Annotated in this window: 21 protein-coding genes; 10 read left to right on the top strand and 11 right to left on the bottom strand. The window is 46.8% G+C overall.

The genetic code is table 11. The features are described 5' to 3' along the window. Positions 1-8: 8 nt before the first annotated feature. On the top strand, positions 9-806 hold the full coding sequence (locus D1627_RS15920) for a TVP38/TMEM64 family protein (protein WP_119433266.1): 798 nt from the start codon (positions 9-11) through the stop codon (positions 804-806). Between the two features lie 60 nt (positions 807-866). On the opposite strand, the gene D1627_RS15915 is transcribed toward D1627_RS15920, so the two are convergent. After that, positions 867-1,412 (bottom strand): DsrE family protein, encoded by a 546-nt coding sequence (locus D1627_RS15915; RefSeq protein ID WP_119433265.1) that lies wholly within the window; start codon positions 1,410-1,412, stop codon positions 867-869. A 168-nt stretch (positions 1,413-1,580) separates the two neighbouring features. Between D1627_RS15915 and D1627_RS15910 the strand changes: the two genes are divergently transcribed. Together D1627_RS15910 and D1627_RS15905 are read left to right on the top strand one after the other, a co-directional pair. Then, on the top strand, positions 1,581-2,087 hold the full coding sequence (locus D1627_RS15910; protein WP_119433264.1) for an RlpA-like double-psi beta-barrel domain-containing protein: 507 nt from the start codon (positions 1,581-1,583) through the stop codon (positions 2,085-2,087). Positions 2,088-2,158: 71 nt separating this feature from the next. Beyond that, the gene (locus tag D1627_RS15905) at positions 2,159-2,722 is read left to right on the top strand and encodes an HD domain-containing protein (RefSeq protein ID WP_233555661.1); all 564 of its coding nucleotides are present in this window, start codon (positions 2,159-2,161) and stop codon (positions 2,720-2,722) included. A gap of 50 nt (positions 2,723-2,772) precedes the next feature. Here D1627_RS15905 and D1627_RS15900 read toward each other — a convergent pair whose 3' ends face one another. Next, positions 2,773-2,964, bottom strand: a complete 192-nt coding sequence (locus D1627_RS15900) for a hypothetical protein (RefSeq protein ID WP_119433263.1) — start codon at positions 2,962-2,964, stop codon at positions 2,773-2,775. A 187-nt stretch (positions 2,965-3,151) separates the two neighbouring features. Here D1627_RS15900 and D1627_RS15895 point away from each other — a divergent pair, with 187 nt between their 5' ends. Continuing rightward, positions 3,152-4,111 carry a sterol desaturase family protein gene (locus D1627_RS15895; RefSeq protein ID WP_119433262.1) on the top strand — a complete coding sequence of 320 codons (960 nt, stop codon included), beginning with the start codon at positions 3,152-3,154 and terminating at the stop codon, positions 4,109-4,111. A gap of 19 nt (positions 4,112-4,130) precedes the next feature. On the opposite strand, the gene D1627_RS15890 is transcribed toward D1627_RS15895, so the two are convergent. The 3 genes from D1627_RS15890 to D1627_RS15880 form a co-directional block, all read right to left on the bottom strand. Further along, a complete protein-coding gene (locus D1627_RS15890) occupies positions 4,131-4,562 on the bottom strand; it encodes a hypothetical protein (protein WP_147383344.1) in 432 nt (143 codons plus the stop codon). 237 nt (positions 4,563-4,799) lie between these two features. Next, positions 4,800-5,243: a hypothetical protein gene (locus tag D1627_RS15885; protein WP_119433260.1), complete on the bottom strand. Its 444-nt coding sequence runs from the start codon at positions 5,241-5,243 to the stop codon at positions 4,800-4,802. Positions 5,244-5,332: 89 nt separating this feature from the next. Continuing rightward, complete coding sequence (locus D1627_RS15880; RefSeq protein WP_119433259.1) at positions 5,333-6,382, bottom strand: nucleoid-associated protein; 1,050 nt, start codon at positions 6,380-6,382, stop codon at positions 5,333-5,335. 274 nt (positions 6,383-6,656) lie between these two features. On the opposite strand from D1627_RS15880, the gene D1627_RS15875 reads away from it, so the two are divergent. Together D1627_RS15875 and D1627_RS15870 are read left to right on the top strand one after the other, a co-directional pair. After that, complete coding sequence (locus D1627_RS15875) at positions 6,657-7,376, top strand: porin family protein (protein ID WP_119433258.1); 720 nt, start codon at positions 6,657-6,659, stop codon at positions 7,374-7,376. Positions 7,377-7,533: 157 nt separating this feature from the next. Next, positions 7,534-8,523: an alpha/beta fold hydrolase gene (locus tag D1627_RS15870; RefSeq protein ID WP_119433257.1), complete on the top strand. Its 990-nt coding sequence runs from the start codon at positions 7,534-7,536 to the stop codon at positions 8,521-8,523. A gap of 28 nt (positions 8,524-8,551) precedes the next feature. Here D1627_RS15870 and D1627_RS15865 read toward each other — a convergent pair whose 3' ends face one another. Continuing rightward, on the bottom strand, positions 8,552-8,779 hold the full coding sequence (locus D1627_RS15865; RefSeq protein WP_119433256.1) for a hypothetical protein: 228 nt from the start codon (positions 8,777-8,779) through the stop codon (positions 8,552-8,554). A gap of 142 nt (positions 8,780-8,921) precedes the next feature. Here D1627_RS15865 and D1627_RS15860 point away from each other — a divergent pair, with 142 nt between their 5' ends. Continuing rightward, positions 8,922-9,650, top strand: coding sequence for a DUF547 domain-containing protein (locus tag D1627_RS15860; RefSeq protein WP_119433255.1), 729 nt, complete (start codon positions 8,922-8,924; stop codon positions 9,648-9,650). Positions 9,651-9,746: 96 nt separating this feature from the next. Beyond that, entirely contained in the window at positions 9,747-10,115 is a 369-nt protein-coding gene (locus D1627_RS15855; RefSeq protein WP_119433254.1) for a hypothetical protein, read from the top strand. 493 nt (positions 10,116-10,608) lie between these two features. Here the strand turns inward: D1627_RS15855 and D1627_RS15850 are convergent, their stop codons facing one another. Together D1627_RS15850 and D1627_RS15845 are read right to left on the bottom strand one after the other, a co-directional pair. After that, positions 10,609-11,013 (bottom strand): response regulator, encoded by a 405-nt coding sequence (locus D1627_RS15850; protein ID WP_119433253.1) that lies wholly within the window; start codon positions 11,011-11,013, stop codon positions 10,609-10,611. Then, positions 10,982-14,365, bottom strand: a complete 3,384-nt coding sequence (locus D1627_RS15845; protein WP_119433252.1) for a PAS domain S-box protein — start codon at positions 14,363-14,365, stop codon at positions 10,982-10,984. Before D1627_RS15845 ends, D1627_RS15850 begins: the two co-directional genes overlap by 32 nt. A 353-nt stretch (positions 14,366-14,718) precedes the next feature. Between D1627_RS15845 and D1627_RS15840 the strand changes: the two genes are divergently transcribed. Continuing rightward, the gene (locus tag D1627_RS15840) at positions 14,719-16,953 is read left to right on the top strand and encodes a heavy metal translocating P-type ATPase (protein ID WP_119433251.1); all 2,235 of its coding nucleotides are present in this window, start codon (positions 14,719-14,721) and stop codon (positions 16,951-16,953) included. Positions 16,954-16,988: 35 nt separating this feature from the next. Further along, a complete protein-coding gene (locus D1627_RS15835) occupies positions 16,989-17,198 on the top strand; it encodes a heavy-metal-associated domain-containing protein (RefSeq protein WP_119433250.1) in 210 nt (69 codons plus the stop codon). 37 nt (positions 17,199-17,235) lie between these two features. Here D1627_RS15835 and D1627_RS15830 read toward each other — a convergent pair whose 3' ends face one another. The 3 genes from D1627_RS15830 to D1627_RS15820 form a co-directional block, all read right to left on the bottom strand. Further along, positions 17,236-17,631, bottom strand: coding sequence for a transmembrane 220 family protein (locus tag D1627_RS15830; RefSeq protein WP_119433249.1), 396 nt, complete (start codon positions 17,629-17,631; stop codon positions 17,236-17,238). Positions 17,632-17,764: 133 nt separating this feature from the next. Next, positions 17,765-18,787, bottom strand: coding sequence for a PorP/SprF family type IX secretion system membrane protein (locus tag D1627_RS15825; protein WP_119433248.1), 1,023 nt, complete (start codon positions 18,785-18,787; stop codon positions 17,765-17,767). Positions 18,788-18,794: 7 nt separating this feature from the next. Continuing rightward, a complete protein-coding gene (locus D1627_RS15820) occupies positions 18,795-25,997 on the bottom strand; it encodes an Ig-like domain-containing protein (RefSeq protein WP_147383342.1) in 7,203 nt (2,400 codons plus the stop codon). Between the last annotated feature and the right edge of the window lie 507 nt (positions 25,998-26,504).

Raw genomic sequence — 26,504 nt, 5'->3', positions numbered from 1 at the left:
AGATTTAGATGAACGAAAAACAGAAAGATATAAAGCGTCATCATGAGCGTGTAAATGAGGCGCAGATACACATAGAACCCGCCGCTTTTAAGGATGCTAAAGAAAACGATCGGGGCAACGCCGAAGAGCAGAAGCAGAGCAAGGCCCCTTTAATAATTACAGCCATACTTATAGTAGCCCTGGTAGGTGCATACTTTGTTTTTCCGGGCTTTCAGGAAGAGGTTAACAAAGGCTGGGATGTGCTTACCAGCGGAGACAAGAACCGGATTACGCAGTGGGTGGACCAGTTTGGCTTCTGGGGGCCATTCTTCATTGTGCTGGCCATGGTGGCTCAAATGTTCCTGCTGGTTATAAACGTAGTTGCTTTGATGTTAGTCGCTATAATAGCCTACGGGTCCTTTTGGGGCTCTTTATTAGCAATCACGGCTGTTGCAGTGGCTTCCACAATCGGCTACTGGATCGGGAAGAGTATAGGGCAGGCAGGCGTAAGCAAGCTTATTGGGCACAAATCAGAACGGAAGGTAACACAGTTTGTAGATAAATATGGAATCTGGGCAGTTATCATTGCGCGTATATCGCCTTTTTTATCTAACGATGCAGTAAGCTTTGTAGCAGGCCTGGCCAAAATGGGGTATCTGCGCTTTTTAGGTGCTACGTTGGCCGGCATTGTACCGCTCACAATCTTGCTTGCCTGGCTCGGAGAAGATAACGAGCGCCTTAAAACCGGCCTAATTTGGGTTTCTGCCGTGTCTCTGGCTATATTTATCGGCTATATCATTTATGATAAAATGAAAAGAAGCAGGTAAATTATACTTCCCAACAGAAAAGCCTGCTGTAAAAAGCAGGCTTTTCTGTTGGGAAGTATTTTAAAGACTTATTAAAGCATACCCTTTCAGTTGGTACTCAGTAAGAACAGTCAGGGCAGAGACGGACAAGGTAATATCCGGGTTTAGGCTGCTTATTTCGTAGTTACGGGCAATCATCGATTGGCCGCAAACGAAGAGCTGCACGCCTGCTTTCTTAAGGGCTGCAATGATAGCGAGGTTTGGGTTGTCGACGCCAAATTTCGATTTATATGCCTCATTTGTGAGCACCATCGGGAGCGCGGCGCTGTGGACTACGAGCACAACCTGCATCTTATTGGAAGGCACACCACCATATGCATGCAGGTTAAGCATGCGTGCAGTATTGGTAAGTGCTGGTACAATTTCTTCCGGCTTATCTGAAGCCTTTGTGGCATCCACCAAAATTTTATACGTTAGGCTGGGGTCCGGCTTCTTAACGGCCTGAGGCACTGGGTTTATAGCCCCGAAATCTACAATAACCGGTGCAATTTTCTGTTGCCCATACCCCGGCAGAGCAAATACTAGTATCAGCACAAAAAAGACCGCGAATTTCGTTAAAATATGCATATTTTATGGTTAAATTGATTAAAAATATGATTTTTTTATTAATGTGGGTTAATGGCCTGATAAACATGCTTAAATAAGCTGAATTGCAACATACTAAAACCATTCAAAAGAACTGTCGTTTAAGCGGGTTATTATTCTAAAATCGATGTTTCACGAAATGGATTGCTTATGTTTAGGATTAAACTGCTTGCAGCAGTGCTATCGGTAATCGTAGCGCTAGCTGAAGAATTTTCCTTTTTGAAGGCTGAATCCCCTGCTCCGAAAGTCGAAGATAAATCTGCAATCGGTTGGCCACCCGAAGAAACCGCCGACCGCACCAACACAGCTTCAGCAACAACCCCAACCCTTACTGTTTCAGCCTCTGTGTACCATCCGGAACCAGAACAGACCGATGCCACGCCATACATTACCGCCGACGGCTCTCGGATCAACAAAAGAAACCCCAAAAAGCACCGCTGGATTGCCATCTCCCGCGACTTGCATAGCAAGTGGGGAGGCAATATCGAGTTTGGCGATTCCCTGTGGGTTACAGGAATCTCTGATGAGCTGGATGGCTTATACATCGTCAGGGATGTGATGAACAAACGCATTCGGAAGCAAATCGATATCTTAGTGGGAAGGCGAGACCCAATAATGGGCTATTGGAAAAACGTGCATATCGCGAAGCTGGACTAAGCAGGCAATTGGGCTTTGGCTAAAGCCGAATTTTCGTTATTTTAGGTGATAAAAGTTAAACTGAGTCAGCCATGATAACTTATGAAGAGGCAATAGCCATACTTAACAGCATGACCACAAGCGAAAGCCTGTTGCGCCATGCACGCACGGTAGAACTGGTTATGCGTGCCTATGCCGATGAATTAGCCCAGAACGAACTGCAATGGGGTATAGCAGGCTTGCTGCACGATGCAGATTACGAAGCCTACCCTGAGCAGCACCCTCACATCATAGTAAACATATTGCGCGAGCGCGGGGAAGAGGAGGTTGCCCATGCCATCTCTGCGCATTACACCAAGTGGGGCGTGCCTTACAACTCGCTGCTTGATAAAGCCTTGCTGGCCTGCGACGAAATAACAGGTTTTATAGTAGCCTGTGCACAAATCAGGCCGATGCGGCTGCAGGGGCTGGAGGTAAAGTCGGTCCTAAAAAAGCTCGGTCAGAAAAGCTTTGCCGCCTCCGTTGACCGCGACGAGGTTAAGATTGGGGCAGAGCTCTTCGGAGTGGATTTAAGTGAGCACATTGGCTTTATAATCGAGGTTTTGCAGGCGCACACACAGGAACTACAGCTGGCACCGCAACAGCAACAAGTATAACAAAACGCCAGGCAAAGCCTAAGTATACATTTGCTTTGCCTGGTTCATGGTTACTGTATGTAATCGCCTAGTATGTCAAAGGCATCCTGATCATCGCGTGCCTCTACAACTTCATCAATCACGAATTGGATTTCCTGCTCGGTCCAGTTGTCCTTTTCGGCTGCTTTCACAAACATGTCTAGGGCGGTGAAGCGGGTGGCGCTTACCGGAATACTGAGCTTTACTTTCTTTCTGATGCGCATATTAATCTTTTCTGCAAAGTTAAGAAGTATGCATCAAACTTTTATTTGATTGAGGCCTAGCTGTATGCAGGAACCTTCTAACATCACTTAATGCCCAATTATTCTTTTCATAAAGCTCAAGCTTAACTCTTTATTGCTTTGGACGTTGAAAGAGGCTACAGTCTCACTAGTTAAACAGGGGTGCAATATGGAAAAAGAGTTATTCACGTTTGATGAGTTGAAGAAGCTTGACGACCTGACCATCATACAGTATGCCATTCCTGTAATTGTGCTATCGGTGATAGGTGAGTGGGTTTATGGCATCTATAAACAGCGGAATTATTACCATAAGATAGAGTTTATATCAGCTCTTACAATTGGGGCTGTAAACACGCTAATCAGCGGGGCGCTCAAAATCTGGCTTTTCGGGATAGCACTCATTATTTATAACAAAGTGCCTTGGGCCATACCACGGGGCTGGTGGACTTTTGTGATCTGCTTCATCGCCATTGACTTTTGCCGTTATTGGGCGCATCGTGTGGCACATGAGCAACGTTTCTGGTGGGCTACGCATGTTACGCATCACTCGTCGGAGCGCATGAACTTCTCAGTGTCTTTCCGCACAGGCTGGACGCAGCACATCAAGTTCGTGTTTTTCCTGCCCGTGCCTATGCTGGGCATCGACCCGTTTACTTTTTTCCTGTGCCACCAGGTAGCGGTGCTGTATCAATTTTTTGTGCACACAGAGCTGGTCCGGAAAATGCCCAAAGCCATCGAATACGTTTTCGTGACGCCTTCGCATCACCGTGTGCACCATGGATCTAATCCGGGTTATATCGATAAAAACTACGGCTCCACCTTTATTATTTGGGATAGGATGTTCGGTACGTTTGAGCCCGAAAGAGAGCAGGTAAAGTATGGCTTAACCAAACCAGTTACTTCATTTAACCCGGTTTACCTTGTTTTCCATGAATGGATGGATATATGGAAAGACATCAAACATGCAGCTTCTGCCAAAGAGATTTTTCTGATCTTGTTTAAGCCACCCGGCGCTATTGTTACAGAACATCAGCGGCAAAGCCAATTGCAGCCGGAAGCAGAGCAGGTAAAGCAGCAGCAGCCACAAGCAGGGTACTGCCCGACAGCCGATGCTGCTGGTTTAGCCTAGAAGAGGCTTAGCGTTGCAACTACCTCGGGATTAGCCAGTGTAGGGCGCTTTCAGCCTCCACAAATGTTTCAAACTGGAGCGGGCTGTACATCAAACTTTCATCTCTAATTTTACTCTGTAGCTGTATTGAGTTTAATTGAAGCAACGATCCTTCTTTTTCAATCCGGGCATACCGTAACAACTTAGATTTTTTCAGATCCGGAATAAAGTTTTCTGCCAGCCAGTTGGCGTCTTCCAGCTTTATGAAATAGATTTCACGCACATCTTTCAGCAAGTGCCTTAATTTGTAGGTATTTATGAGGTTTTTAATAGTAAGCAGGCGCTCGCGCAAGGCACTGCCCTCTAGGTGTTGTTTAAACCTGACCTGAAGCAGCGATTGCTCCAAGTCAACCTGCACAGTATATAACTGATCCTCTTCAGCAATAATCATATTTTCCTGTGTCGTCTTCATAGCAATAAGGTTCTATGTGTTTTGATTGCTTTTTAGTAGACTGATCCGAAAGAGGGACGACTATATATTTATAGCTTAAAACCCCAGAATCAGTTTTTTAAAAGTGATGTACAAACACGAGATCAACAAGTTTACATGTTAAATGTACTGAAATGATTAGTGAACGGCTCCTTGGCAGAATGACTCAATAAAAGATGTTGCAACAAAAAAGCATAGCCTAAACCATGCTTTCAAATGCTAATAATTTTCTTGATACAGCGGGCTTTGTTGCCGTGCTGCCGGGTTACTCTGTGCCTCGCGGGGCACACCCATTTTCTCCTCACGCCGTTGCTGATACTGCTGAAACTGCAGTGGCGTAAGGACATCCTTCAATTGCGACAGGCGCGTCTGGCTAATTACCTCCATCTGCTGAACAAGCTTCTTAGGATTGTTTTTATGCTTCTGCTGCGCCGCGTCGGCATGCTGCAGGCTACTTAGATTTATAGCGTATACTTTCTGAGTCTGCTGTGCGCTCAGGCGCAGGTTTTTGGTGAAAGAGGCCGTAATTGCTTCGGCACGCTGCTCTAAAGTGGGCTCAGCTTTAGCCGTTTGGGCATGTTGCTGCGTTGTGGCGGATTTTTGCTGTGCCGCAGCGGCCAGCGTGCCGGATGTTAAAAGTATGGCTAGTGCTAATTTTTTCATATAACTGTAATTACTACTGTAAACTAAAGGCAAATACTGTTCCTGTTTATAGCAGCTCTTAAAACAACTTGTTTCTGGCTATCGTTCGTTTAGCTTTCGTTGTAAAAATATACTTTGTAAAAGTGCATGTTCCGCTCTTTATCGAAGCCACGCTCCACGTACTGCTCGCTCTGCTCCGGGTTATATCCGCTAAACTTGATCTCGATCTGAGTATCCAGCTTTATAAAGTTCCGGAACTTGCGCTTCATGTTTCTTACTGTATTCTTATTGATAGCAAAATCTGTGAAGCCCTCAATATCCCGCTCCTCAGCAAAGGTTTGGCTATAGCTCATAAAGCGCTCTTTGGTCTCAGGCTCATCAATTACGCTGCTAGTGAACTCCTCCAGATCAAAAGTGTCACTCTTCGAAAAATAGTCAACGGACCGGCTAATAAACTCTACCTGCGCTTTTTTGCTTTCGGTGCGGGCAAACACTTCCTCCGAGAAATCCTTACACAGGTTCAGAACGGTTTTAGTGCTATAGTTCGTGTCTTGCAGCTCGGTTACGTTCAGGAAGTGCTCTTTCCAGAAAACCGCATCGTGGCTGTTAGCGTCCACCAACTTTACCCGGAATCCATCCTCGGCCTGCGTGTTAAAGATAATACAGCCTTTGTCTACGCTTTTTAGGTTTACACCAAAATGGTAGTTTACACTTAAGTCCTCTGCCTCATCCTGAAAGGTAAGGAAGGTATCCTTGTTCTCAGATTTAAAAATGCCAACGGCTTCCACTACTTCGTCTTCCATCACGCAGCCATCCAGGTGCACTACATACAGCTCACCGCTTTTCACCTTCGGGTGATCCGATTGCTCATACAAATGGTTAAGTATATGCACGGAATACTCCTGAAAATTATGCGGCTCTCTGAAGATAAGTGCCGCGTAGGCGAACATCTCGTTCAGGGCCAGGTCCGAAGTATGGGTAAACCTGAAAAACTCCTCCTGTTTAAAAGGCGACAGGAAATAGTTTACCAGCAAATCATACAGTTGCTCATCATGCAGGTCCACCAGCTCCTTAGAGGCAATTACACCCTCCTCCTTCGACTTATTTCCAACCCGGTGCACGGCGAGCCTCTTTAGGCGTACCTGTGTTTTATCTTTCATCTGTAGTAGCTTCTGTTTGAAGAAACAAAGCTACTAATTTACCCGCTTTGTATAGCTCCAAATTAACGAGCATGCACAGGTTTATACTTTCTAGAAAATCTTAACAAGGTAAATTGAAATTTTATTTCATTGATAATCAATATTTTGCAATAAAAATGTATGAAGGCGTCTTCTTCTGATCCCGTTTCTGGCATGGTTTTTCCAATGAGCACAATCAAGCAGCGCAGCTTACTTAAGAAAAGAATCACGGGGTTATCATATTTATACTACTACCATGAAAAAGATATTTTTACTTATAGCTGTGGCCATCGGTTTGGCGGCAGCCAGTGTACAAGCCCAACAGCGCACTGTGCGTTATGGCAATCAAAATAGCTACAGCAGTCCTTCGCAGGTAAAATTTGGTATTAAAGCAGGTGTAAACCTGGCCGACTGGGAAGGGGAGACGATGCAAAGTGTGCAAGACCTTGTGGAGATGACAAATGGTTCTGTGAGCCAGCAAATGCGCACCGGTTTTCATGCGGGTGCCTTTGTAAACATACCTGTGGCACCAGGCTTCGAGATTGAGCCTGCTCTAATGTACTCTCAGAAAGGTACTGTGCTTAAAGGGAAAATTCCGGTGGAAGAAGTTGACTTTTTGAACGCCCAGGTAACGCTCACAAATAAAGCTGAATACATTGATTTGCCGGTTTTGGCAAAAGTATACGTTGGCGAGGGGTTCCATGTGTTTGCTGGCCCGCAGGTGTCTTACCTGGTGTCTAATAAAGTATCGGCAGAGGCTGGTGCTCTCGGGTTTAAGGCGCTTAACCAGGAATGGGATATGAAAAGCGGTTTCCGTGAGTTTGACTTTGCAGTTACAGGCGGCCTAGGCTACAAATTTGCAAGTGGTATTAACATCAGTGCAGGTTATGATTACGGCCTGAACTCTATTGATGATAACGGCAGCTTTGATACATATAACCGCGTGGTGAAAGCCTCCGTCGGGTTTACGTTTTAGTGATTAAAGTTTAGTGATTTACACAAGGCCCACTGCAACTGCGGTGGGTTTTTGTATTTGGAAAGGTTTATACTTACTTATTCAAAATGCTTGGGGCAAAACAATACCTATACTTTTGCAGTTAATTCCACTAAAGCTTACCTAAAAAGTAAATTATATGAAGTTAAGACTGTTGGTTGCTTGTCTATTATTGGCAGTATATGCCCAAGCACAAAATATACCCAAAAGCTTAAATGCAACCTTAGACGGATATGAGTACCCTTATCCTGTAGAGTATTTTGATGCTTCCGTGGAAGGTAAAACTTATAAAATGGCTTACATGGATGTGGCGCCCAGCAAAAAGGTGAGTAACCCACAGGTGGTGATGCTGTTGCATGGCAAAAACTTCTTTGGCGCATATTGGGGCCAAACTATTAAGGCACTGAGCGAGAATGGATTCCGGGTTATTGTGCCTGATCAAGTAGGCTTCGGAAAATCCGAAAAGCCAGAGATATACTATAATTTCCACCAGCTGGCCCAAAACACGCACGAACTGCTGCAGCAACTGGGTATTAAGAAAGTGCATGTGGTTGGGCATTCCATGGGAGGGATGCTTGCCACGCGCTTTGCGCTGCTTTATCCGCAGGCTACCGAAAAATTAGTGCTCGAGAACCCTATTGGCTTGGAGGATTATCGTTTGTTTGTGCCTTTCAAGACAATGGACGAACTGTACCAGTCGGAGTTGAAACGCACCGCAGAATCTATCCGAACATATCACCAAAGCTACTACACCGCTTGGAATCAAGCTTATGATGAATGGGTGCAAGTGCCGGCAGCTCAAATTGGCCACCCGGATTATCCGATAGTGGCTAAAGCATCAGCGCTGACGTATGCTATGATTTATCAGCAACCCGTGGTGTATGAGTTTGAAAAGCTAAAGATGCCTGCGCTGGTTGTAGTCGGCCAGGAAGACAGAACGATCGTTGGCAAAGGATACATCAAGGATAAGCAAAAGCTGCAGGAGCATGGCCAATATCCAGAACTAGGCAAGCGCACCGCTACGGCTATTCCGAACGCCAAGCTGATAGAAATACCAAACGTGGGTCATATTCCACACCTGGAGGCAGTTAATAAATTTAATGAGGCTCTTGTTAAATTTCTGAAATAGCCTCTGATTAGGCCTTAGCGAACACTAGTTAATGATGGTGGTGATGATCATGATCGTCGGGTTTGCTGTTAAAGTTAGCCACAGTGCCCAGCGTAAAAAATACGGCCCAGCAGATGTATAGTGCGTTAAAGTTGTCAACGCTTTTGGCCAGGAACAACAGGATCAGGTTAGCTACAACCGTCATCACCAGGCCAGTTGCAGCTACAAACTGGTAGGAGTTCATCTCGCGCGGGTCGTAAATTTTAGATAGCTTCATGCAATTCAGTTTGATACAGCTCTTTTGTTAACGATGTTAAAGCAAGAGAGATGCCATGATGTAAATTCGTAGCAAAGATAACACATTGGTGCGGTTGTTGGTTCTCTTATGCCATCGTAGCCATACTTTCAAAAAACCTAAGATGAAGAACAAAATTCTGTGCTTGGCACTAGTAGCAATTATACTTGCGCTGCCTGCTATACATGCCACTGCGGCCCCTGATTTTTACACGACTTACACTGCTTTGCTGCAACGCCATGTGCATCAGGGCGAAGTAAACTATACCACCCTGCAAAAAGACCGAACCTTGCTGCGGCAACTGGTAAATCAGGTTGCCGGTTACAACCTAAAGGAAGCCTCCGTTGCCGAAAAAAAAGCATTCTACCTGAATGCTTATAACCTGTTAGTACTAGATCAGGTACTGGCGCATTATCCTTTAAAATCAGTTATGGATGTCGAAGGCTTTTTTGACCGCACTCAGTATAAAGTGGCTGGCGAGCAACTTACCCTGAACGAGCTGGAAAAGCAAAAACTGCTGCAACCTTACAAAGATGCACGGGTTCATTTTGCGCTGGTATGTGCGGCAAAGTCATGTCCGCCGTTGCGTAGCCAAGCTTTCATGCCGCAATCGGTAGAGCAACAATTGCAGGACCAGGCAAAACGCGCACTCAATAATCCAGAGTTTGTAAAAATTCAGGTAAACGGCAAGCAAGTACAAATCTCTGAAATTTTTAAATGGTACAAGGATGACTTCCTAAATGAGGCAGAAAGTATAACTGCTTACATTAATAAATTCCGTAGCACGCCTTTGCCAGCAAAGTATAGCCTTAGCTATTACACGTATAACTGGCAGTTGAATAATGCTGATTAATTTGATTCGGTTTGATTATTATGTTAAGTGTAGTAAAGGCTTATAAACAAGTGGGCTGCCTAAGCGTATACAACTGCATAACTAATAACGTGAACCATGAGTAACCCTGAAGATAAAAAACAAACGCCTGACGAGGAGAAGAACGTAAATAGCGACTTCAATAAACGTATGACGATGGGTAACAAGCCTGACCCATCAGCAAAACGTAACATTGGGCCAGATGGCACCACAGAGCGAGCCGGCCAAAAAGATAAGCTTAAGAACATGCATATTGGCGGTAACGAAACAACAGGTTATGGTGCCAACGATCCTAAAAGCAAGGAATCGTTTTCGCAGGGGCCAGGTTTTGAAGTAGAAGGCAGCGATACAGGTATGGATGATGATGTTGCTGGCATTCGACGTGGCGATCAACCTTTAGGCGAAGATAAACAGAGACCAGACGATGCGGATTATAGCCGCAGGTAACCCCGATTAACCCAAGTATAAAAAAAACAGGCAGTTATATGTAGCTGCCTGTTTTTTTTATGTTTAACCGTTCGATGAAGGCCAAGGGTTAGTAGGCCTTCATCATCTTGGTCCGTGTTGTTTAGTTTGTTTTAAAGCGTAGACAAATTTTTTATTGAAGCTGAATAGCTGTTTTTCCTAAATTTTGGCCATAACTTCTTAATAATATACTTCAACTATTGTAGCCGGCGTTAAAAACAATTTATATATATAATATATAGGAATAATCATTTATTTGAAACCCATTTAGAGTACGCGTGTGGTATTAATAATGTTATAAATTAATCATGCAGAATGTGCGGCAAAACAATAAGATTGGAATGGTTGCACATGTACTAAATTATATATTTATATACTTGATTATTACATTTAAACGGCTTGTATAGATAAAAAAAAGCCAATGCATGAGCAATGGCTAGTAATAGAAGTCAAAATATGATGCGCGTACTTGTTATTAAATATACTCTTCTTTTATGATGTTTAAGATCTCACTAGATAAGGGCTTAGAGAAAAACTCCTTTACCTCAAGCATGTTTTTAGCTGTGATAATATCTTTTCGGTCTACAGCAGAAGACAGCATGAAGAGGCAGCAGTGGCTTGTTAAATGCTCAGGCAACTTCTTATACTCCTTTATAAATTGCCATCCGTCCATGCCCGGCATGTTAATGTCGAGGAAGATCAATTCAGGAAAAGCCTGATCTGGCTTTTGAGCCTGATCCTGCAGATAGCTAAGCGCATCCTCGGCCCACTCAAAGCTAACAACCTGCTCTGCAAAATTTTCATTTTTAATGATGTTCTCACAGACAAAGTTATTGATCTGGTCATCATCAATTAACATTACTTTTTTGATCGTCTTCATGGTACTGTAACTGTGTGAAGTATACATTGAAAATAGTGCCTTGATCAGGTTGGCTTTCTACTTCCACCTTTCCCCCGAGTAGTTCTGCTTGCGTTTTTACTAAATGTAGTCCAATTCCTTTGCCTTGTATTTTCGGATGGAATCGTTTGTAGAGTCCAAAAATTTTATCGCGTTGCTTATCCAGGTCTATGCCAAGGCCATTATCACGAATACTCAGACAAATATAGCCGTTTACCTCAAAAGTTGTTAAGCTCACACAAGGTTTTCGGCTGGGAGCGCTGTATTTAATTGCGTTAGATACAAGGTTATATAAGATGCTGTATGCATAACTTCTAACCGTTTTAATACAAGGAGCCTGCGCAAAATCAAACCGGAAGCTTACCCCGCATTGTTCAATTTCGTTTTTCAGGTTTACGCACGCATCTGCCAGAAGTTCCTGAAAGTACACCTCCTCGCGCACTATGCCGGCTTGGCTTCTAATGGTTAGTAATTCGTTCAGGTCTCGTATGGTTGTATCCAATAAATAGGCAGATTCTACCATGCTTTGCATAACCTTTTGGTTAACTGGTGCGGTTACGTTTTCCTTATCGTAAATAGAGGCAAGGCCCAGCATATTGGCTATCGGTGAACGCAGGTTATGGGATACGATATAGGCAAATTGCTGCAGGTTTTGGTTTTGCTTTAAGAGTTGCTCGGTTAACTTCTGCTGTCTCTGTTCAGCCTTTTTGTACTCTGTCATGTCAGAAGCAGAACCATCAAGGCGTACCATGCGGCCGTTTTTGTCCATCATCGGCGATATGCGCAAAAGCAGCCATTTCGTTTTTCCATCGCGAGTTCTCATGCGCACTTCATGGTTTGTTTTTAAACCCGTGCGAAGGTTTGGGATGGTTTCCAGCAGGAAATGCTCCTTATCTTCCTGATGAATAGTGCTTAACCATAAATTAGCATTTTCAAGGAACTCTTGTTCAGAATACCCTGTAATTTCACGGCATTTTGGGCTTACATATGTTACATTCAAGTTTTCGTCAGCAGAGAAAATTACTTCCGGTATATTCTCAATTGTGGATTGAAGCAGATTTTTGGCATTTGTTATTTCCTGCTCGGCGTGCTTTCTATCTGTTATGTCTTGAGCAGTGCCAGAAACCTTAATCGGAACACCGTGTTCATCCCGTTCTATTTCAGCAATTTGTGAGAGATACTTTATAGTTCCGTTGTCTGTTACAATTCTGTGCTCACAAACCAGCTCGACCCCATTGGCCAGGGCATATTCATATTCACGAAGCACGCGTGTCCGATCTTCATGGTATATTCGCTGAAGTATGCTTGTAAAGGTAGGTCTAAAGCTCTCATAAGGCACTTCGTAAATGGCATACAATGTCCGTGACATTGTCATCAGATCGTGCTTCAGATCCAGTTCCCAGCTTCCGATTTTTGCTATTTGCTGAGCCTTGGCCAGCTGTGCTTCATTGGTTTTTATGAGTTCTATTGCCTTTTTCTGCTCAGAGCGGTCAAGTATGCTTAGGGTTACGCCTATTACCTCGTTCTTCTTATCGAACACGGGTTTAAATGCTACCTCGTGCCAATATTCGCTGTTACCTTCTTCGTATAGCGTAGCCTGCCCTTGCAGGGCATTGCCGTGGTGCTCCAGGAATTCCTGATGCTGAGAAGGTTTAATGTATGTAAGAATGTCGTGGCCTGCAACCAACGGGATCAAACGGTTACATTTAACTTCTTCTTCCGCCACCTTGTTAAACGCAATGATTTTCCGGTCCTTGTTTAACAGGTATATCGATTGTGGCGAGCTGTTAAGCAAAGCGCGTAAGTTTGCCTCAATAGACACTAGCTGCGCTTGTGCTTCTTTCTGATCGGTGATGTCGATTAGCGTGCCGTTAAACAGCACATTGCCGTCATCTTTCATGGTTGGCAGGCCATGCCCGCGGATCCACTTAATTCTCCCTTCAGATTTATGCCATATCCTGAATTCATGAAGCCAGGGAGTGAGTGTGCGCCTGGCTATTTCGGTTGTCTTAAATACATCATCTATGTCTTTTTCATGTATAACGCTCGTTAGAGACGATATGTCTCTGTACACATCTTCTATCTCCAGCCCATAAAGTGCGCGGAAGCCATCGTTGAGGAAAAGAAACTTCATTTCCAGTTCAGGGCTTACTAATAATTGGTATACTGCTCCTGGAATGCTTGAGCTTACCTCACGCAGCAAGTGCTCGCTCTTTTTAAGGCGTGCCAAGGTTTCTTCACGCTCCTGTATATTAACAGCTACTACTAGCCTTGTGCGTATCTCTTTTCGTAGCGGTAAATCATGAGATCGTAGCTCAACTTTAAAAATAGATCCGCCCTTACGTTTATGTAAATATTGGCGGCCTGTGGCATCCTCGTTTTTACCAAGCTCATTTATGCGCTCCAGAAACTTAGGTAGCTCCGTTTCCGGGCGAATCTGCTTCAGAGTCATGGTTAAAAATTCATCGCGGGAGTAGCCATACTCCTTTATGGCAGCTTCGTTTACCTCCAGAAACTCTAAAGAGTGCTGGTTATAAACCCACATCGGGATGGGGTTTCTGTCGAAGAGGCTTTTAAATTCTTTTTGGCTAGCCTTGAGGGCTTGTTCTAGGTGTTTTCGTTCCTGTACCTCAGCATTAAGCGTGTCGTTTTCAAGGTGCAGGCTCTTAAAGATCCATCTTAATATAAATGCCACTATCGTTACAGCAGCTAACGTAACTAGCAACAGGATGACATATTCATCCACAACATGTGCTAAGCTGCTTATGGCATTGTCTGCGTTTTTTTTGGAGGCAATGGTTACGGCATTACTAAGCTGTATTAAGAGCTCTTGATGCCGTGCATAGAAGGGGCCAATAAAATTGCTGGAATACGTTCTTGCCTCAGTGGTGTGGCCGAGTTCATTAAGTTTAACCAAGCTGTCGGCATGAACATAGTATCGCTTCATGTCCCGGATTAACTCGTTGAGTATCTTGCGCTGAAGCGGTTGGCTTATGAGCGTGTCTAGGGTTAAGAGCGTAACTGTGTGCGCATTATGTGTTAATCGGAACTGTTGCCTTAAGCTATCTCTTGCTTCCTGGGTTTTGGCTGTGGCATGTGCTCTTAAGATATTCTGAGAAAGCTCCTTATTGCTAAAAAGGTCGTTTATGAGTGCTTGGCTATTGTAGGCCTGAAAAATATCATGGCCATATTCATTTTGAATCTGCCTTGCTTGCAGGTAAGAAAAAAGCGTAACCGATACCGATACAAAAGCCAGAATAACGAAAGCTAGTCTGATAAATACTTTAGTCTGTTTATAGTTATACTCTTTCTTAAGAGGAGGCGCTTGTTTCATAGTATAAAACCTATAAGAAGTTGGGTGCTTTTTATAGGTGTGGTGTTTATGTTAATTGTGTAAAAAATACAATTTGTATCAATGATTTGTAAGAATGGGAAAAATACGTATAAGTAAATACTTACACAATGAAAACTTAGTGAACGGAATTTAAAATGGCTTTAGCGGTAAATAAGTACAGAAGATGATGAGCTTAATGTGAATATTTTATATTTGATAAGTATAATTTTTTGAGCTAATAAAAAATGGCTTTTTGAGTTTCTGCTAAAACTATGTAAATCAATTCGCGAATTGTATAATATAATACAGGTTAACCAAGAGTATTTTTGTAGCCTATCAATGCATAGATTAATATGGCAACACTAACAAAAATCAATGCAACCAAAGCTACCTTTCCAGTAGAGGGTATGACGTGCGCTTCATGTGCCAATAGTATAGAAAGTATGCTGCGATCACGTGATGGCGTAACTGAGGCGAGTGTAAACTTTGCAGGAAAAACAGTGCAGGTTGCTTATGATAAGGACTTGGTAAGCCCAACGCAGCTGCGCCAAACTGTTCAGGAGATAGGCTTTGATATACTTATTGAAAAACAAACTCAGGATGAACTGGAGGAGCGCCAGGCTAAAGCGCTAGCTTCACTAAAACGGAAAATGATGGTGGCAGCTGTGTTGGCCACGCCAGTTTTTATACTTAGCATGTTTTTCCACGATGCTTTTGCCTGGGGTAATTGGTTGATGCTGCTATTGACCGCGCCGGTACTGTTTTGGGCAGGGCAGCGCTTCTTTATAGGGGCATGGGCGCAGGCAAAGCATTTCCGGGCAAACATGGACACACTTGTAGCACTCAGCACGGGTATAGCATTTATATTTAGTGTCTTCAATACGGTTTACCCTGAGTTTTTCCTTAGCCGGGGCTTAATGCCGCATGTGTACTATGAGGCTGTAGCCGTTATTATTGCCTTCATACTTTTGGGGAAATATCTGGAGGAAAATGCAAAAGACAGAAGCTCCTCTGCCATTAAAAAACTTATGGGGCTCCAGCCCAAAACGGTTCGTGTACTGCGCGATGGTGCCGAAATGGCAATTAAGATAGAAGAAGTAAAGCTAGGTGATCATGTTGTGCTGCTGCCCGGGGACCGTGTCCCGGTGGATGGAGAGGTTGTAAGCGGCCAAACCTATGTTGATGAAAGTATGTTGAGCGGTGAGCCGCTGCCGGTACCTAAAAAAGCAGGCGACATGGTGTACGCCGGAACGATCAACCAGAAAGGAAGTCTACAACTGCTGGCTAAGAATACAGGAGCCGAAACCATGCTGGCTCAAATCATCCAAAAGGTTCAGGAGGCGCAGGGTAGTAAGGCACCCGTTCAAAAGCTGGTAGATAAAATCGCTGGAATCTTTGTCCCAGTCGTGCTTGCCATAGCCATACTTACTTTCGCTACCTGGATATTGATTGGCGGAGAAGCATACTTATCTGAGGCCTTGATCTCTACAATCTCAGTGCTGGTAATTGCCTGCCCATGCGCACTGGGTTTGGCCACTCCTACGGCGATAATGGTGGGTGTGGGCAAAGGGGCTGAAAACGGTATACTCATTAAAGATGCCGAGAGCCTGGAGCATGCCCATAAAGTAAATGCAGTTATACTTGATAAAACCGGCACTATTACGCTGGGTAAACCATCAGTAACCGATGTTGTGTGGGATGAAAACGGGGTTAATAAGGAGCATTTAGAGCAGCTGTTTTTCTCCCTGGAAGCACAGTCTGAGCACCCAATAGCGCAAGCCATTTATACATTCTATAGAGAGAAAGGCCGTAGCTTTTTGCAACCGGAGCACTTTACGAGCTTAACGGGGTTAGGCGTGGAGGCTGATTTTAACGGTAAGCGTTATTATGCTGGAAACGAAGCACTGCTTGCTCAACAAAGTATAGCTGTTTCAGACACGCTGTTAAAAAGTGCCCAGCAATTACAGGAGCAAGCTAAATCAGCTATTTTCTTCTCGGATGCCGTGCAGGCGCTAGCTGTTTTTGCCGTAAGCGACCCTGTAAAGCCGAGTGCCGCAGAAGGTATAAAAGCTATGCAGGCAGCTGGGCTAGAAGTATACATGCTGACCGGTGATAACCAGCAAACGGCAGCGGCAGTAGCCAAGCAGGTAGGCATAAGGCATTTTGAGGCAGCACTTTTGCCAACTGATAAATCAGAATTTGTTAAGCACTTACAGACCGAAGGAAAAGTGGTGGCCATGGTAGGTGATGGCATAAATGATGCGCAAGCCCTCGCCACTGCCGATGTAAGTATAGCCATGGGGCAGGGTACGGATGTTGCCATGGATGTTGCCGGAATTACCCTCATGCGTTCTGACCTCATGCAGGTGGCCAGAGCAGTTAAGCTTTCCAGAGCCACGGTGCAGACAATTCATCAGAATCTGTTTTGGGCGTTTTTTTACAATGTAATTTGTATTCCGGTGGCGGCGGGGGTGTTATTTCCATTTACAGGCTTCCTGCTTAGCCCCATGATTGCCGGTGCGGCCATGGCATTGAGCTCTGTGTCTGTAGTGAGCAATAGCTTGCGGTTACGAGCTGAAAAAGTATAAAGTGTGATTAATATGTTAAATAAAAGTAAGTAAATATGGAAACCTATAAATTTAAAACTACGATAAACTGTGGGAGCTGTGTTCGGGCAGTAACGCCGCACTTAAATAAATTGGAAGGCGTGAAAGAATGGAACGTCGATACCGATAACCCGGATAAGATACTGGCGGTTAAAGCCGATGCATTGGATGCGGCTACAATCCAAAATACAGTTGAGAAAGCTGGTTTTAAAGCTGAGCAGCTTTAGGGCAAGTTTAAAGTATGATGATAGAATGGGCTGCCTTTTATAGGTTAGCCCATCTTGCTTTCTGTAGCTGCTGTAAACGCACCGTGCGGCGCATGGCAAATTTATCCAGTAGCGGATAGGAGCAAAATGCAACAGCACATAAAAAGAGACCCAACGACTCACGCGCTTCCTCTATATTCTTTATTTGGCCGCCGCCAATGCTAACGCCTTCAAAACGGTCAGGCCACATATAGATACCTCCAAGTATAAATATTGCAGCGGTAACCCACAACAGCATATGCGGGGTTTTATTGAAAGCGGCTGCAAAGCTTATCAGAGCGGCTATGCCGTAAATTATCATCCACAGCATAGGGTCCGGGTCGTTGTACTGCACAACTATGAAGGCTACAAAAGCTAACCCGAACAGCGTAGAAACAGTTTTTTTAAGTATCATAAGTAAATGATTTGTCTATTGCCGTACTGGAAAAACGGGATAAAAGTTGTGCCTGTTCCGAGCACGCTACAAAGAAAAGGACAGCTAAAATAGCTGCCCCTTGTCTACTCTCAAACTAAACCATTATTCAATATTACCAGGCCCATTCCGGGCATATAATTTTTCGGGAGTTTCTCAGTTTAAAGCCAAGCACTACCTCGTGGCTGCCTGCGTTTGCCTGCTCTAGCGGCGAGGTGCTTGCATCGTAAGAATAAGCCAGGTCAAGCAGGTGGTTAATGTTGATGCCAGCCATAGCGGCCACAGACTCCTGATGGCGATACGTTACGGCACCCCATAGCCTATTGGCATACATCACCTTTACAGTCGCATCGACGGAGGCTGGGCTTGGCTGGGCCATCTTCACCATAACCGACGGTATCACAGATAAGTATGGCGAAACATCCATGCGGTAACCTCCTGTCAGGTAATAATGCTGCTGCAAGGCCCCATCGTTATCCTCGGGGGTGTTGGCTTCCACAAACTTTCTTTTGCTCGGCACTAGCTGCGCCCCAGATACGCCAGCGTAAAAATTTCTGGAGTAAAGCCACAGCCCCAGGCTCAGGTCAAACTTAATCTCGTTCACGCGGCCATCGTAAATTGCAGGGTCGTCTACGCTGTTTTTTGCCAGTTTCACCTGCGCGGGGTCAAGGCTATACTGTATCAGGCCGGGCTGCACGCCTGCCGCCACACGCAGCGTGCGCGACAGCGGCTGATGGTACGCGTAACTGGCTGAGAGGCTTCCGCGCTTCAACGGGCCGGTTTCCGTAGACATGGCCATCAGCCCCAGTCCGTGATGCGGGCGCACGCGGCGATACACGTTCTGCTTAGAGCTTGCCTCTTTAGGCACATTGCCGGTGCGGCTGCCGCGGTATGAAGTGCTGCCGCTTTTGTTGATAGGCATGTGTAAGGTAACATAGTATGACTCTGGAGCGCCCTCCAGGCCAGACCATTGCTGCCGTGTGCCAAGTTTCAAATCGCCGTAATCCTCGATGCCGGTAATAGCAGGGTTTGCCAGGTAATTGTTAAGCGTATACTGTGTGTACTGTGGCCGCTGCTGTGCCGGTGCGCTGCCCGTTACAGTCAACAAAAGGATGCTAAAGGCTAAAAGTTTGTTCATAGCAATTCTATTTAACAATGGTAACACTGCCGGTTAGAGGTTTTTCAGAAGTATCTAGTTTGATGATGTAATAATAGGTTGCCATTGGCAAAGGCTTTCCGTTCTGGCGGCCATCCCAAGGTTGCTTGTACCCTTCCGAACTGAAGACCAGATTTCCCCACTGGTTGAAGACCTGAACTTTGCAGGAAGTATACTTGTCAATATCCGCTATCTCCCAAGTGTCGTTGATTCCGTCCTGGTTCGGGGTAAACGTATTCGGTATGTCCACAAAAGGCAGCACGGTCACTACTACTTCATCAGAGAAAGTACAGCCACCCTCTGTTGTTGCCGTTACCTTATACACTGTTGTTTTCTCGGGTGTAACCGTTGGGTTGGCAATGTTCGGGTTGTCCATACCCTCTGCCGGCGACCAAGTATAGGTTACCCCACCGCTTGCGCTCAGTTGTGTGCTTCTTCCTTTCACGATGGTTACATCAGGGCCGGCATTCAGCTGTGGCTCCGTTACCTTAACCGTAACCGGATGGCGCTCGCTAGCGCAGCTTTGCGATACCTGCTGCACATAGTATGTGGTGGTAAATTGCAGCACAGGCGTTTTAAAGCTGCTGCCCGTGGCTACAGGCGTACCACCCGATGCACTTGTGAACCACTCCAGTTTGCCGCCGTTGCCGGTTGCCGTGAGTGTGGTGCTGTTGCCGGCGCAAATGCTGGCGCCTGTTACTTGCGGCTTCTCGGGCAGTGGCGTTACCGTAACTTTTATCGCCTCGCTTACCAGGCCGGTGCAAGACTCGGAGGTAACCACACGGCGGAACCAGGTTGTCTTGGTCAGCGGACCGGACACGTAGTCTTGGCGCTGGTTATCGCCGGGGGCAGTGGTCCAGCCAGATGTTGCGCTGCTAGTGCTCATTTCCCAGAGGTAAGTATAGGTTCCGCTGCCGCCATTCGGCAAAGTGCCCTGCAGCGCTGATGGTGCGGTGCCGTAGCAGATCGTCTGGCTCGTGCTGATCTTGTTGTTGCTCATCGCCGGCTTCACCTGAATCATTACAGCGTTACTCGTATCCGTATTGATGTCCGAGATCACGATGCGACGGAACCAAGTGTCCTGGGTAAGCGCCTGCGGTGTATAGTATAGCTCGTTGCTCTTGCCGTCAGCCGTTGTCCAGCCTTTGCCCGGGCCTGAGGTGCTTTGCTGCCACAGGAAGGTGTAGTCTCCTTCGCCGCCTTTCGGAGCCGAGCCAGTCAGCGTGGCCGGTACATTGTTAAAGCAGATCACCTGATCGGCCTGTATGTTGTTATTCCCGATGGCTGGCGTTACAGTGATTTTGATGATGTTAGAGATGCTCTCGCAGCCACCCGAGTAAACAATGCGACGGAACCAAGTGTCCTTGGTGAGTGCTTTCGGCGAGTAGCTCTTACCATTGTTCGGTGCCGGGGCAGCCGTAAAGTTTACCCCGTCCGCGCTCTGCTCCCAGGTATACGAATAGGTATCGTTGCCGCCTACCGGGGTTGAGCCTGTGAGCGGTGCCGGAATTTGGCCAGCATAAATGGTCTGCGGAGCCATAACCGTATTCTTCTGGATGGCAGGGCTCACCGTGATCTCAACCAGGTTAGAAACATGCGTGCACTCACCGGACGTAACCACACGGCGGAACCAGGTTGTTGTGCCAAGCACCCCAGGTTGCAGGTCTTTGCCTTTTCCGTTTTGCGCTACCGGCTTAAAGTTTCCGTTGGCTCCCGTATTAGAGTATTCCCAAGCATAGGTATAGCTGCCGGTGCCGCCCTGTGGCTGTGAACCGCTAAGCAGGGCAGGGGTTGTATCCACGCAGATGGTCTGGCTCTCGCTGATGCTATTTGCTGTGATACCCGGGTTTACCGTTACCTTCACTGCATCCGAGAAGCTGTAACACTGCCCTGAGATTACTTTGCGACGGAACCATGCGTCTTTCTCAAGAGTTTGCGGCGCATAGCTGCTGTTGGTGTGCGTGCCGGGTGCCTCGCTGAAGTTTACGCCATCGGCGCTCTGCTCCCAAATATAAGTATAGGTTCCATTGCCTCCGGTTGGCTGCGTTGCTATTATGGTTTTGGGTGCTTCGCCGGCACAGATAGTTTGCGCGGTACTTGCCAGTTTATTGTTTCGGATGGCAGGTTGCACCGTTACTTTCACAGGTTTGCTGATATCCTGCGCACACGGCCCGGATCGCACCACGCGGCGGTACCAGATGTTTTGCGAAAGCGGTGCAGGTGCCTGGTAATTCGGCTTCGTGTTATCCCCGGCTGCTGCTGCAAACATATTTCCGTCGGTGCTGCTTTCCCAGAGGTAAATATACTTGCCATCACCGCCAGCCGGAGTAGAGCCCTCCAGGTTTTCAGGCGTGTCGCCTTCGCATAGCGTTTGTGCCGCGCTGATCGTGTTGGCGCTGATTACCGGTACCACCGATACTTCGATGGCCTCACTCATACTTTGCGCACAAGACCCTGAGCGCACCACACGCTTGAACCAGGTTGTTTCTGATAAAGCCCCAGGCTGATAGGTGGCTTTGGTAGCGCCAGCTATCGGAGCAAAACCGGTAGTTGCGCTTTCTGTGCTTCTTTCCCAGGCATAGGTATAGGTGCCGCTTCCTCCCTTAGGGGTAGTGCCCATAAGCAGGGCAGGGGTTTGGCCGGCGCAAAGTATACCTTGTACCGCTTCAAGTGTATTTTCGGTGATGTTCTTTTCTACTGTTACCGTAACCGAGGCGCGTACCGGACTACCACAACCGTTGCTGTTTATACTTTCTACATAGTATGTCGTGGTTTGCGCCAAAGCCGGTGTCTCGAAGCTGCGGCCCGTGGCAACGGCAGTGCCACCCTGTGCCTGCGTAAACCAGGCGAAATCTCCTTTAGCATCCGTTACCGTAAGTGTAGCCGCAGTGTTCTCACACACTGTTAGCGGCGCAACCGTTGGGGCCGTTGGCAATGGCACTACAGTTACTTCAACGATATTTGAGGTACTGGTACATGTGCCTGATAGTACTTCACGCTTGTACCAGGCGGTGGCTGTAAGCGCAGCAGGCGTATAGTCTTCTGAATTGTTGTTGCCAGCAGCTAAAGTATAGTTTCCGTTGGCACCGGTAGTGCTTACCAGCCAGCGGAAAGTATAGCGTTCATCGCCTCCGCTTGGCACAGAGCCTTTCAGGGCCGCAGGCGTTTGTCCGCTACAGATCAGTTGGTCTGCTGAAATGGTGTTGTTTGCGATAACAGGGTTTACCTTTATCTCAACGGCATTGCTGGTATTCGGGCCGCACGGGCCGCCTTTTACTACACGGCGGAACCAGGTAGAAGTGTTGAGGGCCGCAGGCGCATAGTTAATGCCATTGTTCTGGCCCGTGGCACGCTCGAAATCGGTGCCGTTAGCGCTCATCTCCCACGTAAAGGTATAATCTCCGTTTCCGCCCTTCGGCTGCGAGCCTTCCAGCACGGCAGGTAGCGTGCCTGCGCAAACTGTTTGTGCATTCGTAATGCTATTGCCGCTGATTGGCTTATAAACCGTGATCTTGACAGGCTGACTAACATGCTCGGCACATGTGCCAGACTTTACCTTCCTTCTGAACCAGGTTGTCTGGCTAAGCTTGCCGGGCTGATAGTTTTGGCCGTTGTTAGACACAGGGACTTCAGTAAAGCTGTTGCTTTCGCCAGTCGTGCTCATCTCCCAAATAAAAGTATAGCTCTCGTTGCCGCCTGTTGGCTGTGAACCGATGAGTTCGTCTGGGGCCGTGTTCTCGCAGATTATAACCTCGCCGGAAATGGTATTGTTGCTGATAACAGGCGTAACCTTAACCTCAATGGCTGCCGATACATCGGAACAAGTGGCAGAGTTTACCGTGCGGCGGAACCAGGTCGTTCTGTTCAGGGTGCTTGGCTGGAGGTCTTTGCCAGTGGCAGTTGCTATCGGTGCGAAGCCTGCATCTGGGCCTATAATGCTGCTTTCCCACATATAAGTATACTTGCCATCGCCACCAACTGGCGAAGAGCCTGTAAGCAAGGCTGGAGCCTGACCGGCGCATATAGCTGCCACGGCCTGTATCGTGTTTTGGGTGATCAGTGGGTTAACCGTTACGGTAACAGCGGTGCGCGGGCTAAGGCAGCCTTCGGTGATAGCCTGCACATAGTAGGTTTTGCTGCTGCTAAGCGTTTCGGTTTTGTAGGCTTTGCCTGTAAATAAGGCTGTTCCCCTGGATTCGGTATCGTACCAAACATACGTGGTGGCATTGCCTTCTGCAACCAATGTGGCAGACTGGCCAGGGCCGCAAAGTATAACCGGAGTCACTATGGGGGCCGGCGTTGCAGGGCGCACCGTTACGGTTACAGCACGGCGCGGACTGGTGCAGCCACCAGCAATGGTAGTTTGCACATAGTAAGTCGTAGTTTCTTGTAGAGTTGGGGTATCAAAAGTTGCTCCTTCGCCGAGCAGCGTGCCGCCGGTGGCAGCATTATACCAAGCTATACTTCCCTGCGGGTTCTCAACAGAAAGTGTTGTTCCAAACCCAGGGCAAAGAGTAGCTGCCGAAACAGTTGGTGCTTCTGGCAAGGCGTTAACAGTAATTTGTATCTGGTCGGTGCTTTCGCAGCTGCCGTTGCCATAGGTATAGGTTAGCGTATGCGTGCCAGTGGCTGATGGGGTAAAGGTGCCTTCTGCAGTTACAAGTGCCGAACCTGACCAAATACCACCGGTTGGGCTTGCTGTTAAAGCAAAGGCACCGCTGTTTAGGCACACCACCATGTCTTGGCCAGCATCGGCTACCGGTGTTTCGGTTACAGTGATGTTGAGTTTATCAGACGCAGAACATCCCAAGGCATCAGTATAAGTATAAACAAGCTCATAAACCCCGGTTGCCGTAGGTGGTGTAAAGGTTCCGTCAGCGGTTACGTTTGCGCCACTCCAGGTTCCTCCGGCAGGGCTTGCATTCAGTTTTGTCGGAACCGGCGAGTTGCACAAAGTCAGGTCTTTACCGGCATCAACAGCAGGCAATGGGTTTACAACCACTGTAACAGTGGCTGTGCTGGAACAACCAGTTTCGGTGTTAGTGCCTGTTACAGTATAGGTTGTAGTTTTGGCAGGAGATGCTGAAACCTCGCTACCTGTTGTGGCACTTAAGCCTTCAGCCGGAGCCCATGTGTAGGTGTCGGCGCCTACAGCTGTAAGGATGGCGGTACCCTGACCGGCGCAGATAGCCGCAGCATTTGTACTTACTTTAACCTCTGGCAGCGGGTTTACTACCACTGTGAAGTTGGTCGTGCTTTTACATCCTGTCTGGCTGTTGGTGCCTGTTACAGTATACGTTGTGGTTGTTTCGGGCTGTACGGTAACTGTGCTACCAGTGGCGGCAGTTAGCCCCGGAGCCGGAGCCCAAGTATAGATATCAGCACCGGTTATACTTATAGTAGTGCTTTCGCCGATACATATTGTTGGTTTTGGCGAGGAAGCCTGCAGCTGAGGCAGCGCATTGATGGTTATTTCCTGTATGGCAGCTTCAGAGTCGCCGCACTCGTTTGTAGCAATCACTTGTATCGTATACTTGCCAGCATCTGTAAAACTAACGACAGGGTTAGCAGAGGTAGCATCTGTGCCTTCCGTAAATTGCGTGCTGCCTGGGCCGTTTACTGTCCATTTATACTTGGTAATCGTGCCGGATTTGGCATCATACTCAGGTTTGTGGCTTGCATTAGCTTGGGTAAACCTAATAGACTGCGGGCCGCAGTATACCTGGGCAGCAGGCAGCTGTACCTGTGGTTTCTCCTTGATAACAATAGTGGTATCCATCAGGGAGGTATTACAGTTATTTATGGCCGACAGGGAGATAACGTACGAGCCGGCTTTGGTGAACTGGAAAGCCGCATCCTTTGTGCTGGCTTTTGTGCCGTTGGCATACTGCCATCCCTCAGCCGGGGTCACCTGCCATACATACTTCAGATCCTCGCCGGTAGAAAGGTTTGCTGCCGTAAACACCGCAGGGGCGCAGTTGCCGTTGCTGCTAAGCCTGAAATCGGCCTTTGGGTCGTCGTTTATCTGGATGATCTTAGTCGTTGCGCTGGAGCTGCACTTGGTGTTAACCCCAGTCGGGGTAGAGGTCATCTGGATAGTATAGGTGCCTGGCTTGGTAAACTTCACCATCGGGCTGTTGGTCTTAAACGTGCCGGAAGTATACTCCCATCCGTCAGCCGGCGATATTTCCCAGTTTACCATATAAGTAGAGGCAGCGTTGGTGTTACCTGCGTTGGCATTGAAACCGCTGATCGTTTTATCGGTCAGTTTGATGGGGACGTTCACGCAACCCAGGGTTTTGCTCATATCAAAATCAGCAATAGGCCCTTTGGATATTTTAATACCGCCCACGGTAGCCGGCGTGGTGCCGCAGGGGTTTACAGCCGTGGCGCTTAGGGTAAACGAACTGCCCGGGTTGCTCCTGGACGACTCCGTAAACGTATGCTCGATGGTTTTAGGCAGGTTGGCATGCGTAAAGGTTATGGGCGCCGAGCCATCATCAAACTGGAAAGTATAAACTGTTTGCACAGAGTTGCCCTCGGTGTTGAGGATGTCGAAGGTAAAGGTAGCCGGGGCGCAGTCGTTGGTGTTTCCGCGGCTGGCCAAACCAAGGCTTGGGTTACTGCCTATAAACACGCGCTCTTCGTGTGTGCTGCTGCAGCCATCGTTATCGTAGGCGGTTACTGTCAGTCTGAAAGATCCTGCCGACTTATATATGTGGGTTGCCGTTTCAAAATCATTGCCAAGGCTTGTGGTGGCACCATCGCCCCAGTTTATTTCGTAAAGGGTGTTTGTTTCCTTTGTAGTGGATGCGTTTTCGATGGTCAGCTCGAAAGTGGATGAGTTGCCTGAATAGCTACAGGAAGTGAAATATGTGATAGGATCTGCTACCGTAGCATCCGGGCCGGCGTTCAGGGTAACCACTTCCGAGGTACCCTTGCAGCCATCTGCTCGTGTAGTGGTAACACTATATGTGCCAGCCTCTTTTACCTCGATAGATTGGGTGGTTTGGCCAGTAGACCACAAGTACGTTTCGGCTTGGCTAGCGGTTAAAGTAACCTGCCCTGTTGTGCAAATTGCGCCGGCAATTGAAACTGTTGGGGGGCAAGTTTGTGCAAAAACATAGCTTGAGAAGGTGCTCCAGAGCTGCAGAAAAAGCAGGCAAACAAGGCCCGGTAAAAGTTGGCGCATATCCTTTGGCTGTAGATGTTCTTTATAGTACAGATTTAAAGTATAAACTCTGGTTGCAGTGCTCAGCCAGTAGCTGTGCTTTCGGTCATAATGCAAGTTTTTATTGCAGCCTCCAGCTTTCTCATTTATAACTATAATACATGCCTTACAGCAACAGCTTTACGCGATTGACTTAAGCTGTCGGCTGCAGTTGGTTACAGTGTAAATTGAAATTCGGGGCACTAAAGTTCAAAAGGCAGAAATAATTTTGCACTTTTTTAAATAGTAAGAAATCGGTATAGCAAAAACGGTTTTGGCGAGGATCCTTTGGTACAGAAAAAATACTTCTGTTGGTAAGATTTGCAAAAGTATGGGCTAGCGCGATTTATTTGAGGAATTTTCGCAAATGTAAGCTGTGTTTTAATTCTTAATCAGAATTGACTTGAAACGTTGGTTAACATTTAGGACTGAAAAGGATTGAATTTTTTAAAGTTCAATATAGTAAGTTTATTCATTTCGAATTAAAAT

Source organism: Pontibacter oryzae (assembly GCF_003576375.1).
Taxonomy (GTDB): Bacteria; Bacteroidota; Bacteroidia; order Cytophagales; family Hymenobacteraceae; genus Pontibacter; species Pontibacter oryzae.
Note: the sequence above shows the minus strand (reverse complement) of the source record. Positions and strands in the feature narration are given on the sequence as shown.

Excerpts from the sequence above, each read along its gene's own strand:
- D1627_RS15920 (WP_119433266.1), top strand. The coding sequence starts at position 9 with ATGAACGAAAAACAGAAAGATATAAAGCGTCATCATGAGCGTGTAAAT.
- D1627_RS15915 (WP_119433265.1), bottom strand. The coding sequence starts at position 1,412 with ATGCATATTTTAACGAAATTCGCGGTCTTTTTTGTGCTGATACTAGTA.
- D1627_RS15910 (WP_119433264.1), top strand. The coding sequence starts at position 1,581 with ATGTTTAGGATTAAACTGCTTGCAGCAGTGCTATCGGTAATCGTAGCG.
- D1627_RS15905 (WP_233555661.1), top strand. The coding sequence starts at position 2,159 with ATGATAACTTATGAAGAGGCAATAGCCATACTTAACAGCATGACCACA.
- D1627_RS15900 (WP_119433263.1), bottom strand. The coding sequence starts at position 2,964 with ATGCGCATCAGAAAGAAAGTAAAGCTCAGTATTCCGGTAAGCGCCACC.
- D1627_RS15895 (WP_119433262.1), top strand. The coding sequence starts at position 3,152 with ATGGAAAAAGAGTTATTCACGTTTGATGAGTTGAAGAAGCTTGACGAC.
- D1627_RS15890 (WP_147383344.1), bottom strand. The coding sequence starts at position 4,562 with ATGAAGACGACACAGGAAAATATGATTATTGCTGAAGAGGATCAGTTA.
- D1627_RS15885 (WP_119433260.1), bottom strand. The coding sequence starts at position 5,243 with ATGAAAAAATTAGCACTAGCCATACTTTTAACATCCGGCACGCTGGCC.
- D1627_RS15880 (WP_119433259.1), bottom strand. The coding sequence starts at position 6,382 with ATGAAAGATAAAACACAGGTACGCCTAAAGAGGCTCGCCGTGCACCGG.
- D1627_RS15875 (WP_119433258.1), top strand. The coding sequence starts at position 6,657 with ATGAAAAAGATATTTTTACTTATAGCTGTGGCCATCGGTTTGGCGGCA.
- D1627_RS15870 (WP_119433257.1), top strand. The coding sequence starts at position 7,534 with ATGAAGTTAAGACTGTTGGTTGCTTGTCTATTATTGGCAGTATATGCC.
- D1627_RS15865 (WP_119433256.1), bottom strand. The coding sequence starts at position 8,779 with ATGAAGCTATCTAAAATTTACGACCCGCGCGAGATGAACTCCTACCAG.
- D1627_RS15860 (WP_119433255.1), top strand. The coding sequence starts at position 8,922 with ATGAAGAACAAAATTCTGTGCTTGGCACTAGTAGCAATTATACTTGCG.
- D1627_RS15855 (WP_119433254.1), top strand. The coding sequence starts at position 9,747 with ATGAGTAACCCTGAAGATAAAAAACAAACGCCTGACGAGGAGAAGAAC.
- D1627_RS15850 (WP_119433253.1), bottom strand. The coding sequence starts at position 11,013 with ATGAAGACGATCAAAAAAGTAATGTTAATTGATGATGACCAGATCAAT.
- D1627_RS15845 (WP_119433252.1), bottom strand. The coding sequence starts at position 14,365 with ATGAAACAAGCGCCTCCTCTTAAGAAAGAGTATAACTATAAACAGACT.
- D1627_RS15840 (WP_119433251.1), top strand. The coding sequence starts at position 14,719 with ATGGCAACACTAACAAAAATCAATGCAACCAAAGCTACCTTTCCAGTA.
- D1627_RS15835 (WP_119433250.1), top strand. The coding sequence starts at position 16,989 with ATGGAAACCTATAAATTTAAAACTACGATAAACTGTGGGAGCTGTGTT.
- D1627_RS15830 (WP_119433249.1), bottom strand. The coding sequence starts at position 17,631 with ATGATACTTAAAAAAACTGTTTCTACGCTGTTCGGGTTAGCTTTTGTA.
- D1627_RS15825 (WP_119433248.1), bottom strand. The coding sequence starts at position 18,787 with ATGAACAAACTTTTAGCCTTTAGCATCCTTTTGTTGACTGTAACGGGC.
- D1627_RS15820 (WP_147383342.1), bottom strand. The coding sequence starts at position 25,997 with ATGCGCCAACTTTTACCGGGCCTTGTTTGCCTGCTTTTTCTGCAGCTC.